We start from the raw sequence: 17549 nt of genomic DNA, 5'->3' as shown, positions 1-17549 counted from the left end.
TTGTCAGGCACGGTCGTCATCTTTTGTCAAAGTCGCGCACGCGCTGCAAGAGACAAAGCGACTGTTTCAAAATGTAAATCGATTAATGTGCGTTGAAAAATATCACTTTTTAAATTCAGTATTAACAGCGGCGCATTTTGTTTAAATACGCCGCTGTTATCAGAGGTCCACAGGTTTCAGACTATGCTGACGTGTTTTGATTGAAAAAATCTTCCGGCGTCTCAACCTCAACCAGCTTGTTTTTCATAATCTGCCAGAAACGATTGCCGGTATTGCGCACAAAACTGCGGTCATGGGACACCAGAAGACAAGCGGCGTCACTGTTCAGCAATTCTGCCTCCAGTGCCTCCTGCCCCTCAATATCCAGATGGTTGGTCGGCTCATCAAGAATATAGAAATTCGGATGTGTCAAACGCAGCACCAGCATAGCCAGTCGCGCCTTTTGCCCACCGGAAAGGTGCGCAACCGCCTTGCCCTGCATATCAATATTCATGCCTGCACCGGCCAGCAACGTGCGCGCCTTCTGATCACCAATGTCAAAACGGCGGGTGATCGTCTCAAGCGGTGTATGCTTGTCATTGAGCTCCGACAGCGCCTGATCGCTATAGCCCAGCACCAATGACGGCGTGGCTTTCAGCGCCGCGCTTTCCGGTAAAGCGCCTGTAATCACATTACGCACCATCGTCAGCAAGCACGTTTTGCCCGTACCATTGGCACCGAGCAGCACAATACGATCCCCCGGATTAATCCATAACCGGCCGGTTTTATAAAGTACGCGATTATCGGGCGTAACCACATCGAGATTATCAATCGTCACCAGCGCCCGCACATGGCTGCTCTGACCAGCCAGCCTGATTGCACCGGCAGAGCGTTCCAGATGGGCAGGCTTAGCCGCATCTTCCAGTTTTTCCGCACGGTCTTTCAGCTGCTTGGTTTTAATCACCAGCAAATCACTGCCGGAGTTGATCCCGATATTATTGAGTTTGGCCGCCTGTTTGCGCAATTGCTGTGCTGTCTTCATATCCTTCTGATATTGGCGCGCGTCTGCTGCATCGGCCTCATCCAGTGCGATACGGGCTTTGCTATAAGGCAACGCATAGATTTGTGAATTTTCAGGGCGCAAAAACAGCGTGCGCTTGGTCACCGCATCCAAAAACGCACGGTCATGGCTGCACATAATCACCGCTGTTGAGCGCGGAAGATCATTCAGCCAGCCTTCAAGCAAGTGGATTTTTTCCAGATCAAGATGGTTGGTCGGCTCATCCAGCAACAGCAAATCCGGCTCGGCAATCTGCGTTCGCGCCAAAAGCGCAAGACGCTGCCAGCCACCGCTCAGATTACGCATTGGCCGGTCGCGCATATCCGGCGGCACGCTCAAGTCATCGAGAATAATATCAACGCGCCAGCTTTCATGCTGCTGCGCATCCTCATCAAGCCCGCCAAGCACAACATTATATAATGATACATCCATCCAGTCCTGCGGCACATATTGCGGCACCACGCCGGTTTTCAACCCGCGGGCACGCGTCACCATGCCGTCAGTCGGTTCCAATTCGCTGCTGATGACACGCATCAGACTGGATTTGCCGCGTCCGTTGGCCGCAACAATGCCGAGCCGTTCGCCCTCGCCGACAACAAGGCTCAGATTACGAAACAGATCAACAGACAGATTGAGAGAAAGATTTTGTAAATTAAGAAGAGACATAGATTCAACTCAGGATTTTGCCATATCCGCGCAACGTCGAAACACCTCCACAGGTGTAAAATCATGACGGCAGGAATGACTGAAATCAGATGCGGGATTGCGCATGCAAAACTGCACCTTTTAAAAAAGGCTGATGAAGACAGATTTAACAGTCTTAATCGGCCCTGCACAAATTACTGATGCAGGGCGAAATCAGGACCGAAAGTGTGATGATGCTGATGTCGCAGTGTAAACATCTTACGGCCCTCCTTTTCTGAGCTGCGGTTGAAACCGAGATCATTTTTATCAAAAACACAGTTTGATGACAAGATACCGGAGATGCAGAAACAAAAAAGCCGCCGGATCACAGATCACGGCGGCTCTTTTCAGACTATTTTTACGCATATCTTGATCCGAAAAGCGCTTCACACGTCTCGGAATACGCTCCAGACCTTGCTTAACCCGCGCGCTCGATACGGATCATCTGCGGCTTATCATAAAGATCACCGTCTTCGGTAATCGCTTTCAAAGCCTGCTTTACAGCCGATTCTGTTGTTGCATGCGTGACCAAAACAACCGTCTTAATCACTGTTTCCTGCATATTCGCACCAGTTCCGCGCTGAACAATGGATTCCAGAGAAATGTCATTTTCCGCCATGCGTTTTGCGATTGTTGCAAACACACCGGCACGGTCATGCACATTCAGACGAATGAAATAACCACCGGCATGAGAGCGCATTTTCGCGCGCGCTGTCGGCTTCAGATCCTTCGCAGGAGTGCCGAATACCGGTCCATGCTGGAAACCCGGACGACTCTTGCCGATATCCGCAATATCACCGATCACAGCAGAGGCCGTTGCATTACCGCCGGCACCAGGGCCTGACAGCAACAACTCACCCAGCAAATCCGTTTCAATGGCAACCGCATTGGTTACGCCATGCACCTGCGCAATGACAGATGATGTCGGCACCAGTGTTGGGTGCACGCGCTGCTCAATACCGGTTTCAGTTTTCACAGCCACGCCGAGCAATTTGATTTTATAGCCAAGCTCTTCCGCTGCACGGATATCCGCGAGCGAAATATTACTGATCCCTTCCAGATAAATATCATCCGCCGCAATCTGCGTACCAAATGCAATACTGGTGAGCAGTGCCAGCTTATGCGCTGTATCATTGCCTTCAATATCAAATGTCGGATCAGCTTCCGCATAACCCAGACGCTGCGCATCTTTCAGACATTCGGTGAAGGAAATCCCCTCCTCACCCATACGGGTCAGGATATAGTTACAGGTACCGTTCATAATACCGTAAACGCGCGACACAGTATTACCGGTCAGCGATTCACGCATTGCCTTAATCACCGGAATACCGCCGGCGACCGCTGCTTCAAAGTTCAGCAGCACGCCTTTGGCTTCCGCGATTTTGGCCAGTTCCACGCCATGATAGGCCAGCAGTGCTTTATTCGCTGTCACCACATGGCGACCGGCATTCAGCGCTGCCTCAACGGCTGCACGCGCAGTGCCTTCTGATCCGCCGATCAACTCAACAAAAACATCAATATTCTCTGACCGCGCCAGAGCGACAGGATCGTCAAACCATTCAATATTGCCAAGATCAATACCGCGATCACGCGCACGATCACGTGCGCTGACCGCCGTCACTACAATTTCGCGTCCGCATTGCCTTGTCATCATTTCGGCTTTATCGCGCAAGATGCGCAAAACCGATGCCCCTACGGTGCCAAGTCCGGCGACACCGATCCGCAATGCATTACTCATTATCGTGCCTCAGCAATATATACTTAATTCAACGGGCGGAAACTGTATGCTCCCGCCTCACTTTATTCGCTTGGCTCAGGACAATCCCCTGAAGCCGCCCTTTTATCAGGCAGCTCCGTCAGCATTCCCCAGAAAGCGTTTGATATTACGTGCAGCCTGACGAATACGATGTTCGTTCTCCACCAGTGCAATACGCACAAACTCATCCCCATGTTCACCGAAACCAAGGCCGGGCGCAACAGCTACATCCGCTTTTTCGATCAGCAACTTGGAAAAATTCAATGAGCCCATTGCGCGGTAGCGCTCAGGGATATGAACCCACGCAAACATTGTCGCCGCAGGCGCCGGAATAGTCCAGCCTGCGCGGCCAAAACTTTCAACCAACACATCACGCCGTGTTTTGTAAACATTGCGCACATATTCAATGTCGCTGCCATCACCATTCAGTGCTGCCGTTGCGGCCACCTGAATCGGCGTGAAAGCACCGTAATCCAGATAGGACTTCACCCTTGTGAGCGCCGCAATCAGCTTTTCATTGCCGACCGCAAAGCCCATACGCCAGCCTGCCATAGAGAAAGACTTCGACATAGACGTAAATTCAACGGCGACATCCATAGCGCCTTCAACCTGCAAAACGGATGGCGGCGGATTGTTTTCATCGAAATAGATTTCCGAATAGGCCAGATCTGACAGGATGATAATATTGTGCTTGCGGGCGAAGGCCACAACTTCCTTATAGAAGTCGAGTGTCGCCACATGTGCCGTCGGATTGGACGGAAAGTTCAGAATCAGCGCAATCGGGCTTGGAATAGAGTGTTTGACCCCGCGCTCCAGCGCCGTAATGAAATCATCATCAGGCGCAGCGCTGATTGAGCGGATAACACCGCCGGACATGACAAAGCCGAATGTATGAATCGGATAGGTCGGATCAGGACAAAGAATAACATCGCCCGGCGCAGTAATTGCCTGCGCCATATTGGCGAAGCCTTCCTTGGAGCCGAGGGTTGCTACCACTTGGGTATCCGGATTGAGCTTCACGCCAAAACGGCGTGCATAATAATTAGCCTGCGCCTTGCGCAAACCCGGAATACCCTTGGACGAGGAATAGCGGTGCGAGCGCGGATCCTGCACAGCTTCGCACAGCTTGTCGATAATGCTCTGCGGGGTCGGCAGATCAGGATTACCCATGCCAAGATCAATAATGTCGGCTCCGGCCGCTCGCGCACTCGCCTTCAGGCGATTAACCTGTTCGAAGACATAAGGTGGCAGGCGGCGGATTTTATGGAATTCTTCCGACATATCTTTCTTCCGTTTGATTAAATGTTGCAGAGCAATTTTCATATTTCCTGAGATCAGAAAACTGCTTTTTATATCAGCTCAGCTTCAGGGAAATCGAAGCGGGATAAGAAATAGTTCAATGAACCATTTCCCGCACAGGTAACACCCGTTTTTCTGAAACTGTTCTGTTTCTAAAGTTTGAGCCGGTGCGGCTCAATACCAGAGCGCCCGAAGGCACCCCGATCCGTAAATTTAAAATGCGAATAAATTATAGCGCAGAGCCGCCGGTCAGACGGCTAATATTCGGTTTCCGGTTATTGCCCGGTTTCAATAGCCTTCAACGTTGCATCGGTCTCGGCCTGCAACTGACGTTTACGCGCTTCAATCTCAGCGCGGCTTGATCCGGCGGCACCAACTGCTCCCTGCCGTGCTTTTGCGCTTTTGAGGTTACCGGCAATCTGATCCTTTTCCTCAAAGCTCAGCTGCTTGGTTTCACCGCGCGGCATCACACCGAAAGTCGGATAAGTCCCCGTGCGCAGCGCGCCTTCCTGAGGCACACCGGCAGATGGTCCGCTTGTGCAGGCCGCAAGCGTCACAGCAGCCACGGCAAGCAATGCAAAACGCAGTGTTGCGAAGTGAGTATTCTGTTGTGCGCTCATCAAAGAAGTTCCCTGCATTTCATGACCTAGGCCGAATATGCGGACAATAAACGTATAGCTGCATTTCGCAACAGGAAGCTGTAAATTCCCGCAGGAAAATCGCTGTTATTTGTGTCTATCCGTTATTCTTTATCTCATGCACATGGCATAACGCTTGTTACAACATTGAAATGAATTGTTACAGCGTGTAACTTGCACCCTATTTAATAAAGAATTAACAATTTTTTCCTGACGAAATCTGCCATTTCCGGCCATTTCGCCTATAGTAACATTTGAATTTTGCGCAAGCGGAGCCTTATTTCACAGCCCTTGCGCCGGCAGTCGTACAGGAAACAATATAAATTGTGCATTGTTTCTGAAGGTACACTCCGACATGTCGCAGCATTATAAGAGGTCGCTTTGTTCGATACGATAAAACGTATACGAGAAAAAAACGCTCAGCTTTTCTGCGGCTCAGCAATCATTCTCGCTCTCGGCATCAGTGGCTGCACGACGTCAGGCACTTCACTGCTGGAGAGCGTCGCCAGTGACACCACTCTCGCGGGCAATAAAACCGGTGAAGCATCGAAAGAAAACACACCGGCAACAGCGCAAGCCGCTGCAGCATCAGACCAGAAAACTGGCGGCACTACTCCGGCAACAGCATCCGCAGCCACTCTCGCGGAAGCTGCAAAGCTGACAGCGCCAGAAGCACAACCTGAAAAACCTGTGCAGGTCGCGTCGGCAGAAACCGCAATCGCAACCGCCACCAATCAGGCTCTGCAGACAACAGATACGACACCTGCGGCCGAGCAGCCGAGCACGCTTGCTGCATTATTCGGCACCCGCAGCAAGCCAACTGCCGCACTGGCAGCCATTCCGCAGCCGGAAACAACCGCAACAAGCCAGCCAAAGCAGCAGGAAAACGCAGCGCAAGCTGAAGCTGCCAAAGCAGAATCCACAGCCAGAGCAGTTCCGCCGGTTGCCGCCCCCCAAACAGACCGCACCAGCCAAAGCGCAGGCGCTGCGGCACGTTTGTTCTCCTCAGGCAAAAACAGCGTTCGTGGCAGCGGCAAGCTTGAAGCAACTGTAACCGCATCTGCTGCGCCGAAGAATACCAGCGCCTATAATTATACTTTGCCGGGTGTGCGCGCCAATGGCGGTGTTGAAATCCGCCATAGTAATAAAGTCTTTGACGAGAGCGACATTGATCTTGATGAAGATGATTTCAGCGCACCTGTAACATTAGCCTCGGCAGGCGGTATGGCGCGTCTGGCTCCGAATGGTCTGCGCACCCAACACGACAAAGTGCAGGTCTCCTGCCTCAAGCCGCAACTGGTCTCAATGATCAAGCGTCTTGAAAGTCATTATCGTAAACCGGTTGTCATCACATCCGGTTATCGCAGCCCGGCACACAACCGCTCCGTCAGCGGTGCAAAACGCTCCCTGCACATGTCGTGCTCTGCGGCCGATCTGCAAATCCCCGGCGTATCCAAATGGGAAATCGCCCGTCAGGTACGCGCATGGCCTGCGCGCGGTGGTGTAGGCACCTATTGTCATACGGAATCAGTGCATATTGATGTGGGACCGGAGCGCGACTGGAACTGGCGCTGTCGTCGCGGTTAAAAAAATTATCATGCAAATCATTCTAGACAGGCAGGAATCAGGTTTTCTGATTCCTGCCTGATTTTATTTCACAGCCCAATCACCTGATTCAGCATCCGCAGAGCGGCAAAAATCTAAAATCCCGCACGAAGAAGCAGATTATTTGGGGCACGCAGGACTGCAAGGCGCCCTAAACCTCTCATTTCAAACGCAGATTTCTACCCAGCCCCTTATTTATTCACAGCCAAAACGCTGCCGGATGAAAAAAATCTGCATTTTTTACGATTTTCGTATTTTACCCACTTGCACGATAAATATCATGCCGCTATAAGCCGGATCACCAGCAGGCGCCCATCGTCTAGCGGTTAGGACAGCGCCCTTTCACGGCGCAGACAGGGGTTCGATTCCCCTTGGGCGTACCATCTTCTCAGCATAAAAGAAGATAGCGGATCGGTTGTAACGATCAAATTTTCCCTCTCTGAAAGCCATATAGTCAAAACAAAATCAGTCTGTTTTTCAGCTGCTTTGCTCTGATGTTTTATCGTTAAAGACACGCCGGTTTCGAATCGCGGCGCAATAAGTGCATTTTCATAAGCCTCAGATTTTTTTCACGTATTTTATGATTTTTTGAATTTTTCCTCTTGCGCATCCGATACAGCTTAGCTATACAGCGCTCACCGGCAGGCGCCCATCGTCTAGCGGTTAGGACAGCGCCCTTTCACGGCGCAGACAGGGGTTCGATTCCCCTTGGGCGTACCACTTCTTCTCTGCAACATTTGCAGAACCGGTATTAAATTTCCCTCTTCTTAATTCTGTTTTGTAAACACCGGCACTTTGCTTTAAGCAGAATTATGCTTTTTCCTTCTCCCCTTATTCGCGGCACTCTGTTGCAGCGTTACAAACGCTTTCTTGCAGACATCAGGCTGGATGACGGCGCGTTCATCACCGCATCCGTTCCCAATACCGGCTCGATGCGCGGATTGACTGCTCCTGATTCTGAAGTCTGGCTCAGCATCTCTGACAGCCCTACGCGCAAATATGCGCATACACTGCAAATTGTGCGCGCTGACAATACTCTCGTCGGCATCAACACCGGTCTGCCGAACAAAATTGCTGAAGAAGCGATTCTGTCAGGAATGATTCCGCAATTATCAGGTTTCACCACTCTCAAACGTGAGCAAAAATACGGGCAGAACTCACGTATTGATCTTTTGCTCCTTGGCGAAACGGGGCAGCAAACCTATGTAGAGGTCAAGAATGTGCATTTCAGACGAACAGGACAACTTGCAGAGTTTCCCGATAGCGTAACAGCCCGCGGCGCGAAGCATCTTGCCGAACTTGGCGATATGGTCAAAGCCGGTCATCGCGGTGTTATGGTTTTCGTTATTCAGCGTCAGGATTGCGATTCCCTGTCCATATGTGGCGATCTTGATCCTGTTTACTCTGCGGCATTTGCAAAAGCACGGCAGCATGGGGTTGAGGCCTATGCAATTCGGTGCCACATAAGTCCTGAATCAATTACCGCAGATCAGACGGTTCCTGTATTGACTGCATAAAATCTCACTGCCGCATGAAATATTGCAAAGGCAGACACGTCCGGCACAGCGTGAGCGCTGGCTCTAACAAATTAAAATACGGATTATCCGATGGTAAGTTACGTCAGCGCAGAAAGCGCACCGCTTAAATATACCGGCCAGATCAAACTCTATGGCCCTGAAGGTTTTGCTGCGATGCGCAAAATTTGCGCAATCACTGCAGAATGCCTTGATGCCTTAAATGATATTGTCAAACCAGGCGTCACGACCAATGAGATTGATCGTTTTGTGTTTGAGTTCGGTGCGGATCGCGGTGTTGTCCCAGCCACACTGAACTATCGTGGTTATACCAAGAGCTCCTGCACATCGATCAACCATGTGGTCTGTCACGGTATTCCCGATGACAAACCACTGCGCGAAGGTGATATCGTCAATATCGACATCACCTTTCTGCAAGACGGCTGGTATGGCGATTCAAGCCGCATGTATGCGGTAGGTCAGATCAAGCGCGCCGCCGAGCGACTGATGGAAGTGACTTATGAGAGCCTGCTGCGCGGTATTGCAGCGGTCAAACCGGGCGCCAAAACCGGTGCGATCGGTGCCGCTATTCAGGCCTATGTGGAAGCGGAACGCTGTTCAGCTGTGCGCGATTTCTGTGGCCACGGTGTGGGACAGCTGTTTCATGATGCACCGAATATTCTGCACTACGGTAAAGCGAATGATGGCGTAGAAATCCGCGAAGGCATGATCTTCACCATTGAGCCGATGATTAATCTCGGCAAACCGGATGTGAAAGTGCTCAAAGACGGCTGGACGGCTGTTACCCGTGACCGTTCGCTGACGGCCCAATATGAACACACGATCGGCGTTACCAAAGACGGCTGTGAGATTTTCACGCTGTCGCCGAAAGATATTTTCTACACAACGACTTCAAAATAACAGAATGGCCGCATCATTGAGAAAGTGATGCGGCCATAATATTATGTCGGTTAATCAGACAGCAGCGCATCAATTGCACTACCCAACTGCATTTCCTGCTCTCCGTGCGCGGCCATTCGCCCGACAACCCTGAGCACTGTGGCCGCAGCATTGCGCGCGGCATCCGTTAAAGAACAGCCATGCACAAGATCAGCGGTGAGAAGTCCGGTGAAGAGATCCCCCGTCCCCACCGGTACAACCGGCACGCGCGGCGATGTCAGTCTTGTCTGTAATGCGCCTTCAAAAACAACATTTTCCAGAGAACCATAGGGCGTATCAGGAAAAACGCATCCTGTTGCCACCACACGCGCATTATTAAACACCTGTATCTGCCGCACTTTTTCTTCCATCACTGCAAAAGATGTCGGCTCGCTCTTCGTAATCAGCCCGACCTCAAACTGATTGGGCGTTAAGAGATCGGCAAGCGGCACAAGCTGATTAATAATGCACTCGACCACCGGATCAGCAACAAAAACACCCAATCCGGTATCACCCATCACCGGATCGCAAATATAGGTGATTTCCGGATTTATCTTTCGCGCCCGTTTAACGAAATCCGCAACAACCTCACCATTGGCACGCGATCCGAGATAACCGGAGACGATATAGCGGCTGGTTTCAATCAGCCCCCGCTCCTCCACACCACGCAGCAGATCACTCACCAGCTCCGGCTCAAGCACGCGGCCGCGCATTGTTGCATAGCCCGGGTGGTTGGAAAGCAATGTTGTGGGAACAGCCGCAACATTCAGCCCGCGTGCCTGCATCGGCAACACTGCGGCGCTGTTGCCGACATGGCCATAGACAACCTGACTTTGAATGGAAATGACAGATGTTTGCATTGATAGCGATTGCGGCATCACTTTGCTCCTTCTTTAGCTGATACAAGCGCCTCACGCTGCAGCAGACGTCCGTTCAATACGGCATAAGCTACGAGACCGATGACAAGCCCCCAGAACGCTCCACCAATACCCAGCAGATTAATATTCGCTGCCGAGGCAAGAAAGGTTATCAGCGCAGCTTCACGGGTTTTCGCATCGGCCATCGCTCCGGCCAGACTGCCACCAATGGTGCCAAGCAAGGCAAGCCCCGCCAGCGTGGTGATGAAGGTCGCGGGAAAAGCCATGAAGACAGCGGCAAGAGTCACGCCGAACACACCGACCAGAACATAGAAAATACCCGCAGCAATACCGGCAATCCAGCGTTTGCGCGGGTCTTCATGCGCTTCTTTTCCCGTAGCAATAGCCGCTGTAATCGCCGCAATGTTAAAAGCATGGGAGCCGAATGGCGCCATGATCAGCGAGCCTAAACCTGTAACCGTCACAATCGGATTGGCACTGGTTTTAAAACCGTCATTCCGTAGCACCAGCATACCCGGCATATATTGGCCGGTCAGAGTGATAAGAAACAGCGGCAGCGCGACACTGAGCAGCGCATTCAGCGAGAAGACCGGCATGGTAAATACCGGTGCCGCTAGCGCGAGGCTAAGATTGGATAAATCCACCCGCCCCTGCACAATCAAAAAGATGACGCCAAGAACCAATATGCCCACAACTGCATAGCGCGCGGTGAAACGCTTGAGCAAAACATAAGTCACGATCAGCCCGCCAACCAGCAGCGGATCAATCGTCGCGCTGCCAAAAGCGCCGATGCCGAATTGCAGCAGAATACCAGCCAGCAGGCCGGAAGCGATACTGGGCGGTATCAACCGGATCACCTTCTCAAAATAACCGGACAATCCCAGAGCGACAAAGGCAAGCGCTGAAATAATGTAAGCACCTACAGCTTCCGCATAAGGTGTTGTTGCCAGCGCAGTGACGAGAAAGGCCGCTGCCGGTGTTGACCATGCGGTGATGATCGGCTCACGGGTACGCCAGCTCAGAAACAGCCCTGTCAGCCCGACACCTATGGAAACAGACCATACCCATGAGGCTGTGAGTTCAGGGCTGAGGCCGGCAATTTTTGCAGCCTGAAAAACCAGAATAAATGTGCCTCCGTAATTAACAATCACGGAAATCAGACCAGCAACAACCGGATGAGGCAGGTCACTGAGACGAATGGGCGAGGATGGCGGTGTACTGGACATAATGTGCGGGCTCTCCTGAAAGTCTGCGCCCTGTGCTGCAAGCATCAGCCACAGGGCGGCTTGACTCTTAATCTGAAAATGGTCTGTTATACCCATCCACTTTTATTATTTTGGTCAGACCATTTGTTCAGGCACTCCCAACTCGAATCCGTAAAGGCATGGATTGCTCACCCCGCGCATGCGGCAATGCCGCTGCATGCACGGATTCAACGGGCAATCCGGCAGCTGATAGTTGACGGCGCACTCAGTTCCGGCAAACCATTGCCTGCCTCACGCGCATTGGCAAAATCGCTTGATGTATCGCGCGATACAATCGAAGCCGCTTATACGCAGCTCCACGCTGAAGGCTTCATCGAACGCCGTGTGGGCAGCGGCAGTTTTGTCGCGCAAATGACCGACTTCACTACCGGACGCAGGCTGTCACAACGTGATGCCCTGGCCCGCAATCAGGCACCGAATTTAAGCAATCGTGGCAATGCCATGTTCCGCAGCGGTGGTGTTCGTGAGCAACTCACGCCCCGCCCCTTCGCACCGGGACTGCCGGAAACGCGCAGCTTTCCAATCCAGCTCTGGGAGCGGCTGGAGCGGCAGGTTCTCAAGGAAACCGGCACACAGGCTCTCCTGCACGGCGATCCGCAGGGAGCCGAGCCACTGCGACGGGCGATTGCCGATTATGTAAACCTTGAACGTGGTGCACGCGCCACTGCCGACCGTGTGCTTGTGCTCACAAGCTCTCAGCAAGCGCTGACCTTATGCGCCAATATGCTGCTGGATGCCGGAGACAGCATATTCATTGAAGACCCTGCCTATTATGGTGCGCGCAGAGCATTTGATGCTGCGGGGCTGATTTCTGTTCCCGTATCCGTTGACCGGCAGGGCATTGTGGCAGAGAAAATTCTGGATGAGCCCCACAGAGCGAAAGCAGTGTTTCTCACTCCGTCTCATCAGTTTCCTACCGGCGTGACACTGGCACTCGACAGACGTCTTGCATTGATCGAATGGGCAGCCCGTCATCAGGCGTGGATTATCGAAGACGATTACGACAGTGAGTTCCGCTACACCGGCAAACCCACAGCCTGTGTGCAGGGTCTCGATCCCCATGACCGCACAATCTATATCGGCACTTTCACCAAATCGCTGTTTCCGGGTCTGCGCATTGGCTACATCGTCCTGCCGCCGCAGCTCGTCAAACCGATGACAGTCGCCCGCACGCTGCTCGACGGGCACACGGCATCAGTTGCTCAGCTTACCCTCGCCCGCTTCATGGAAGGCGGGCATTTCGGCGCCCATATCCGCGCCATGCGCAGCATCTATGCCGAGCGGCTTGAAGCGCTTACCAGACTTGTGCAAACACATCTCAGCGCTTTTGTTGAACCGCGCATTCCCATCGGAGGCCTGCAAATGCCTTGCGTGCTGACATGTAACATCTCCGAACGGGCAGCGATTGATGCAGCACGGCGGGTTGGTATTGAACTGCTGGGGCTGACGCCGCTGCATGCATCCGGCACCGGCAAAGCCGGTTTTCTGATGGGCTTTGCCGCCTATACGCCTGCAGAACTTGAGATCGCCGTTAAAAAGCTCAGCACTGCTTTTCAGACTATCAAAGTCTGATGCGCTTAAATGGTCTGCCTGCAAAATGAAAAGTGGCCGGTCAATATCGGCCAGTCTCATGATACGTGCTGATGCTCATACTTTGCCTGCCCAAACGCAGATAAACTGAGAGACGCATGCCATGAGTAACCTGCCAACAGAACTTTCTGCCGAAGACATTGCCCGCTTTGGTGAAACGCCTGCCGCACGTTTTGCGCAAAACCTGCAACTTGTTCAGGAGCGTATCGCTGCGGCTGCCTTGCGCAGTGGGCGCAAACCAGAAAATGTGCGTTTGCTACCCGTCACCAAAACGGTTCCCGCTCATATTCTGCGCTATGCATTTGCCGCTGGTATTTCTGATTTCGGTGAGAACAAGCTGCAGGAAGCCCGTGACAAACGGGCTGAACTTGATGATCTTGCCATTCACTGGAGCATTATCGGCCACCTCCAGACCAATAAGGTGAAATATCTCACCCGCTTTGCCACAGAATTTCATGCGCTCGACAGCATCCGGCTGGCGGAAGAGCTCAACCGCAGGCTGGACGCAGAAAACCGTGATCTTGATGTCTTCGCTCAGGTCAACACATCCGGTGAAGAGAGCAAATATGGCCTGCATCCTGATGATCTGCTGCCCTTCATCGAGCGCCTGCCCGATTATCCGCGCTTGAAACCACGCGGGTTGATGACACTGGCACTATTCAGCTCTGACCTTGATCGGGTACGCCCCTGCTTCCGTTTGCTGAGAGCATTGCGTGATCGTGCTGTGCGCAGCCATTCCGGGTTCACGCAGCTCTCTATGGGCATGTCCGGCGATTTTGAAGCAGCAATTGAAGAAGGTGCCGATGTTGTGCGTGTCGGTCAGGCTATTTTCGGCGCCCGCCCGACAGCGGACGCTTTTTACTGGCCGGGTCTGGCAGACACAACGCAACAGCCACATAATCAAAAATCAATTTAAGAAATATAATCAAATACTTAAATTGTTAAGCACACGGATTAAACTCATTTTCCGATAGACCATTTTGCAATTTTCCGTTTAATCTGTAAGCGGAAACCGCTGATCCTGCGGTAGCCATCTGTGCATTCGGGGGGCCTATTGCAGAATGGCAAATAAAATTCCGCAAGCGGACATTACAGATCTGTATTTGTATGATGACGAAAGACTTCATCTGCCGAGATTTGACGAGGCTGGAACCCTGCAACAAACATCGGGCCAGTTGTCTGTGCCAGCTGGAATGACCGAAAACCTGCCTGCCCGTATGCCGGAAATTGCCCCTCAACCGGATCAGAATGAGAAATCACCGGTCACACTCCGGAAGCCTAAAGCACCGAAACCACATTTCAGCGGTCACCGTCAGCGCTTACGGCAGCGTTTCGTCAGTCACGGAGATGAGGTACTGGCTGATTACGAATTACTGGAACTCCTGCTCTTTCGCACCATTGCTCGCGCAGACACTAAACCGCTAGCCAAAGCGCTGCTCAACCGTTTCGGCAGTTTTGCCGGTGTGCTGGGTGCAGAAACACAATTATTGCAGGAGGTTTCCGGCTGCGGAGAGGCTGTGGCGCAGGATATTAAATTGCTCAATGCCTGCGCGCGCAGGCTGGGTAAGAGCGAAATCATGAAAAAGGATGTTCTGGATTCATGGAGCAAGGTCATCGCCTATTGCATGACCTCTATGGCCTACGAAAACCGTGAGCAATTCCGCATCCTGTTCCTCGACAAGAAAAACCGCCTGATTGCCGATGAAGTGCAGCAAATCGGCACGGTCGACCATACGCCGGTTTACCCGCGGGAGGTGATCAAACGGGCGCTCGAATTGTCCTCCACCGCTCTGATTTTATTCCACAATCATCCGTCGGGCGACGCGACACCGTCCCGCGCGGATATTGATATGACTAAAGTAATTATCGCAATTGCATCACCGCTGAATATCGCCGTTCATGATCATATTATCATCGGCAAGGCCGGCCATGTCAGTATGCGCGGCCTCGGACTTATCTGATGGAATAAGCGCAAAAATCCAGTTAACTCATTATTAATTATAAACAAAACAATAAGACCGGCTTAACAGAAACATGACATAAACAAACCAAATTGGTCACATTTGACCTGCATAACCGGCTCAAAGGCGCGAAGCTAAAAAGACTCAGCGCCAGAAGATTTTCAATGATTGCCTCCTCTCAAGGCAAATACGGAGCCGGACAATGCGTCACATTACACTTTTCAGCACAGCTGCACTCGCACTGGCACTTACACAAGCTCCGGCTCTTGCGGCCGATGCTTTCAACAATGACTACAACTATAACGACAACGCAACCAGCTATGATGCGCCTGCAACATGGGAAGGTAACTATGTCGGTGCACATCTGGGCACCACATCTTCCAAAACCCCTAGCCCGTTCTCAAGCCGCACATCGGCTCTGGGCGGTATTGTTGCCGGTAAAAACTTTCAGTCGGGCAACTTCGTTTATGGTGGTGAAGTAGAAGGTAACTTCGGCGAAGCTGAACATAAAATTCAGGATGGCGGCCGTCTGCAGCAGTCATGGAGCGGTGTAGCCAAGGTCAAAGCCGGTTATGCAATGGATAAGACACTGGTCTACGGTACTGTCGGCTATGGCATGACCAAGTTCAAACCAAAAGACAACATCACATCCGGAAGCAAATGGGCTGGCGGCGTTCAGCTCGGCGCCGGTGTTGAGCAGCAGCTTTCAGGTCCGTTCTCTGTAAAGGCTGAATACAACTACATGCGTCATAACGGTGTTAAAACCAGCGTGAACGACGCCCGTTACGAGAACAATCTGAAGACCCATACACTGAAAGCCGGTGTAAACTACCGCTTCTGATTCTTTAAAATCTGAACAAAACAGATCGAAGCGCCATATTTTAATTAATATGGCGCTTTTTTCATTTTCACAAAAATTACGCTAAAATACATTGATTTCATTATATAATACAAAAGCTTGAATAAGCGCATCCATTCCTAATATGGATTGTTTTTTCAGCATAAGCCTATGCAAATCTTGCATTTCAACACGGTCAAAATGTCACGATACTAACATTTTCCCCGCATTTTCCGCTTTAGCACTGCGGTTTTTCAAATCTTTCAATAACACTAACTGCAGTTACAGTGCGCCATCAACAGCTTGGCAAGACCTCCGTGCTTGACTTGAATGCCCTGCGCTATTTTAAAGTTAGCTTGAGGAAATTGGGAATAAAATCATGCAAGCAGTTTTTGACGGCCATAATGATGTGCTGCTTCGTCTTTGGGAGAACCGTAATAAAGGCGGCGATCCTGTAAAAGAATTTATCGGGGGTACCACGCAAGGTCATATTGATCTGCCGCGTGCACGCAAGGGCGGTCTGGCAGGCGGTCTCTGTGCTATTTATATTCCCAATGCGACAGAAACGGTTTTTAGCGCGCCGGAGAGTGATGGTCATTACGACACACCGCTGGCCGAACCACTGGACCGTGTTTATGCATTCGATATCGCCAGCGAGTTCATTGATATTGCCTATAAGCTTGATCGCGCGGGCGGCTGGAAAATCTGCCGCACCGGTCAGGATATCGACAATGCACTGGCTGATGGTGACTTTGCTGCCGTTCTGCATATGGAAGGCTGTGAAGCGCTGGATAAAGATCTGAAAGCGCTGGAGCTGTTCTATCAGGCAGGTCTGCGTTCACTCGGCCCTGTCTGGAGCCGCCATAATATTTTCGGCCACGGCGTGCCTTTCTCTTACCCGATGAGCCCTGATACCGCGCCTGGCCTGACTGATGCAGGGCGTGAGCTCATTAAAGCCTGTAACAGCCTCGGCATTCTGATTGACCTTTCTCACATTACCGAAAAAGGGTTCTGGGATGCGGCCAAGCTCAGCAATCAGCCACTGATCGCCAGTCACTCCAATGCCCATGCTTTGACGCCTGTTGCCCGCAATCTCACTGATAAACAGCTGGCAGCCATTGCCGAGAGCAACGGGCTGGTCGGTCTCAACTATGTAACCACTATGCTGCGTGAAGATGGTCAGGTGAATACGGCCACTCCGATGAGCGACATGGTGCGCCATATTGATTATCTGGTGGGCAAAGTCGGGATCGACGGCGTGGCACTCGGCTCGGATTATGACGGCGGCCCGATACCGGAGGGTATTGCGGATGCTGCCGGCACACAGAACCTTGTTCAGGCACTGCGTGAAGCGGGCTATGGCGAAGATGATCTGGCCAAACTCTGCCGCGAAAACTGGCTGCGCGTGCTGCGCGCTGCATGGCATGAAAACCACTAATCTATAGATATGGCTACTGAAATTCCGGTTTTCGCAGAAACAAGAAAAGCAAAAACTATCGGTTGACGACGATTGTCAGCCTGCTTGCGAAGTTCCGGCATTCAG

14 protein-coding genes and 2 tRNA genes are annotated in these 17549 nt (G+C 51.8%); 10 read left to right on the top strand and 6 right to left on the bottom strand.

Features of this window, described 5'->3' with window-relative positions; genetic code table 11:
• Positions 1–181: 181 nt before the first annotated feature.
• The 4 genes from P8H26_RS00435 to P8H26_RS00420 all read right to left on the bottom strand — a co-directional run bounded on the left by P8H26_RS00435 (position 182) and on the right by P8H26_RS00420 (position 5398).
• Complete coding sequence (locus tag P8H26_RS00435; protein WP_289630904.1) at positions 182–1705, bottom strand: ABC-F family ATP-binding cassette domain-containing protein; 1524 nt, start codon at positions 1703–1705, stop codon at positions 182–184.
• Positions 1706–2141: 436 nt separating this feature from the next.
• Positions 2142–3461 (bottom strand): homoserine dehydrogenase, encoded by a 1320-nt coding sequence (locus P8H26_RS00430; protein ID WP_289630903.1) that lies wholly within the window; start codon positions 3459–3461, stop codon positions 2142–2144.
• Between the two features lie 105 nt (positions 3462–3566).
• Positions 3567–4760: an LL-diaminopimelate aminotransferase gene (locus P8H26_RS00425; RefSeq protein ID WP_289630902.1), complete on the bottom strand. Its 1194-nt coding sequence runs from the start codon at positions 4758–4760 to the stop codon at positions 3567–3569.
• Between the two features lie 293 nt (positions 4761–5053).
• Entirely contained in the window at positions 5054–5398 is a 345-nt protein-coding gene (locus P8H26_RS00420) for a hypothetical protein (protein WP_289630901.1), read from the bottom strand.
• A gap of 399 nt (positions 5399–5797) precedes the next feature.
• Between P8H26_RS00420 and P8H26_RS00415 the strand changes: the two genes are divergently transcribed.
• From P8H26_RS00415 to map, 5 genes are all read left to right on the top strand, one after another.
• On the top strand, positions 5798–7003 hold the full coding sequence (locus tag P8H26_RS00415; protein WP_289630900.1) for a YcbK family protein: 1206 nt from the start codon (positions 5798–5800) through the stop codon (positions 7001–7003).
• Positions 7004–7329: 326 nt separating this feature from the next.
• Positions 7330–7404, top strand: a tRNA-Glu gene (locus P8H26_RS00410).
• A 262-nt stretch (positions 7405–7666) separates the two neighbouring features.
• A tRNA-Glu gene (locus P8H26_RS00405) sits at positions 7667–7741 on the top strand.
• Between the two features lie 92 nt (positions 7742–7833).
• Positions 7834–8538, top strand: a complete 705-nt coding sequence (gene sfsA / locus P8H26_RS00400) for a DNA/RNA nuclease SfsA (RefSeq protein ID WP_289630899.1) — start codon at positions 7834–7836, stop codon at positions 8536–8538.
• A 90-nt stretch (positions 8539–8628) separates the two neighbouring features.
• Positions 8629–9456: a type I methionyl aminopeptidase gene (map, locus tag P8H26_RS00395; RefSeq protein WP_289630898.1), complete on the top strand. Its 828-nt coding sequence runs from the start codon at positions 8629–8631 to the stop codon at positions 9454–9456.
• Between the two features lie 50 nt (positions 9457–9506).
• Here the strand turns inward: map and pdxY are convergent, their stop codons facing one another.
• Together pdxY and P8H26_RS00385 are read right to left on the bottom strand one after the other, a co-directional pair.
• A complete protein-coding gene (pdxY, locus tag P8H26_RS00390; RefSeq protein WP_374708191.1) occupies positions 9507–10355 on the bottom strand; it encodes a pyridoxal kinase in 849 nt (282 codons plus the stop codon).
• Positions 10352–11578 carry a benzoate/H(+) symporter BenE family transporter gene (locus tag P8H26_RS00385; protein WP_289630896.1) on the bottom strand — a complete coding sequence of 409 codons (1227 nt, stop codon included), beginning with the start codon at positions 11576–11578 and terminating at the stop codon, positions 10352–10354. Before P8H26_RS00385 ends, pdxY begins: the two co-directional genes overlap by 4 nt.
• A gap of 123 nt (positions 11579–11701) precedes the next feature.
• Here P8H26_RS00385 and P8H26_RS00380 point away from each other — a divergent pair, with 123 nt between their 5' ends.
• From P8H26_RS00380 to P8H26_RS00360, 5 genes are all read left to right on the top strand, one after another.
• Positions 11702–13189 (top strand): PLP-dependent aminotransferase family protein, encoded by a 1488-nt coding sequence (locus P8H26_RS00380; RefSeq protein ID WP_289630895.1) that lies wholly within the window; start codon positions 11702–11704, stop codon positions 13187–13189.
• A 121-nt stretch (positions 13190–13310) separates the two neighbouring features.
• Positions 13311–14123: a YggS family pyridoxal phosphate-dependent enzyme gene (locus P8H26_RS00375; protein WP_289630894.1), complete on the top strand. Its 813-nt coding sequence runs from the start codon at positions 13311–13313 to the stop codon at positions 14121–14123.
• A 301-nt stretch (positions 14124–14424) separates the two neighbouring features.
• Positions 14425–15168 carry a DNA repair protein RadC gene (gene radC / locus P8H26_RS00370; RefSeq protein WP_289631211.1) on the top strand — a complete coding sequence of 248 codons (744 nt, stop codon included), beginning with the start codon at positions 14425–14427 and terminating at the stop codon, positions 15166–15168.
• Positions 15169–15370: 202 nt separating this feature from the next.
• Positions 15371–16009 (top strand): outer membrane protein, encoded by a 639-nt coding sequence (locus tag P8H26_RS00365; RefSeq protein ID WP_289630893.1) that lies wholly within the window; start codon positions 15371–15373, stop codon positions 16007–16009.
• 376 nt (positions 16010–16385) lie between these two features.
• Positions 16386–17444 (top strand): dipeptidase, encoded by a 1059-nt coding sequence (locus P8H26_RS00360; protein ID WP_289630892.1) that lies wholly within the window; start codon positions 16386–16388, stop codon positions 17442–17444.
• Positions 17445–17549 lie beyond the last annotated feature (105 nt).

Source organism: Pseudochrobactrum sp. sp1633, assembly GCF_030376605.1.
Lineage (GTDB): Bacteria > Pseudomonadota > Alphaproteobacteria > Rhizobiales > Rhizobiaceae > Pseudochrobactrum.
The sequence above is the reverse complement of the archived record's forward strand: the minus strand, read 5'-3'. Positions and strand labels throughout refer to the sequence as shown.

Bases quoted from the DNA above. Each gene is read 5' to 3' on its own strand.
- P8H26_RS00435 (WP_289630904.1), bottom strand. From the start codon at position 1,705: ATGTCTCTTCTTAATTTACAAAATCTTTCTCTCAATCTGTCTGTTGAT.
- P8H26_RS00430 (WP_289630903.1), bottom strand. From the start codon at position 3,461: ATGAGTAATGCATTGCGGATCGGTGTCGCCGGACTTGGCACCGTAGGG.
- P8H26_RS00425 (WP_289630902.1), bottom strand. From the start codon at position 4,760: ATGTCGGAAGAATTCCATAAAATCCGCCGCCTGCCACCTTATGTCTTC.
- P8H26_RS00420 (WP_289630901.1), bottom strand. From the start codon at position 5,398: ATGAGCGCACAACAGAATACTCACTTCGCAACACTGCGTTTTGCATTG.
- sfsA (WP_289630899.1), top strand. From the start codon at position 7,834: ATGCTTTTTCCTTCTCCCCTTATTCGCGGCACTCTGTTGCAGCGTTAC.
- map (WP_289630898.1), top strand. From the start codon at position 8,629: ATGGTAAGTTACGTCAGCGCAGAAAGCGCACCGCTTAAATATACCGGC.
- P8H26_RS00385 (WP_289630896.1), bottom strand. From the start codon at position 11,578: ATGTCCAGTACACCGCCATCCTCGCCCATTCGTCTCAGTGACCTGCCT.
- P8H26_RS00375 (WP_289630894.1), top strand. From the start codon at position 13,311: ATGAGTAACCTGCCAACAGAACTTTCTGCCGAAGACATTGCCCGCTTT.
- radC (WP_289631211.1), top strand. From the start codon at position 14,425: ATGCCGGAAATTGCCCCTCAACCGGATCAGAATGAGAAATCACCGGTC.
- P8H26_RS00365 (WP_289630893.1), top strand. From the start codon at position 15,371: ATGCGTCACATTACACTTTTCAGCACAGCTGCACTCGCACTGGCACTT.
- P8H26_RS00360 (WP_289630892.1), top strand. From the start codon at position 16,386: ATGCAAGCAGTTTTTGACGGCCATAATGATGTGCTGCTTCGTCTTTGG.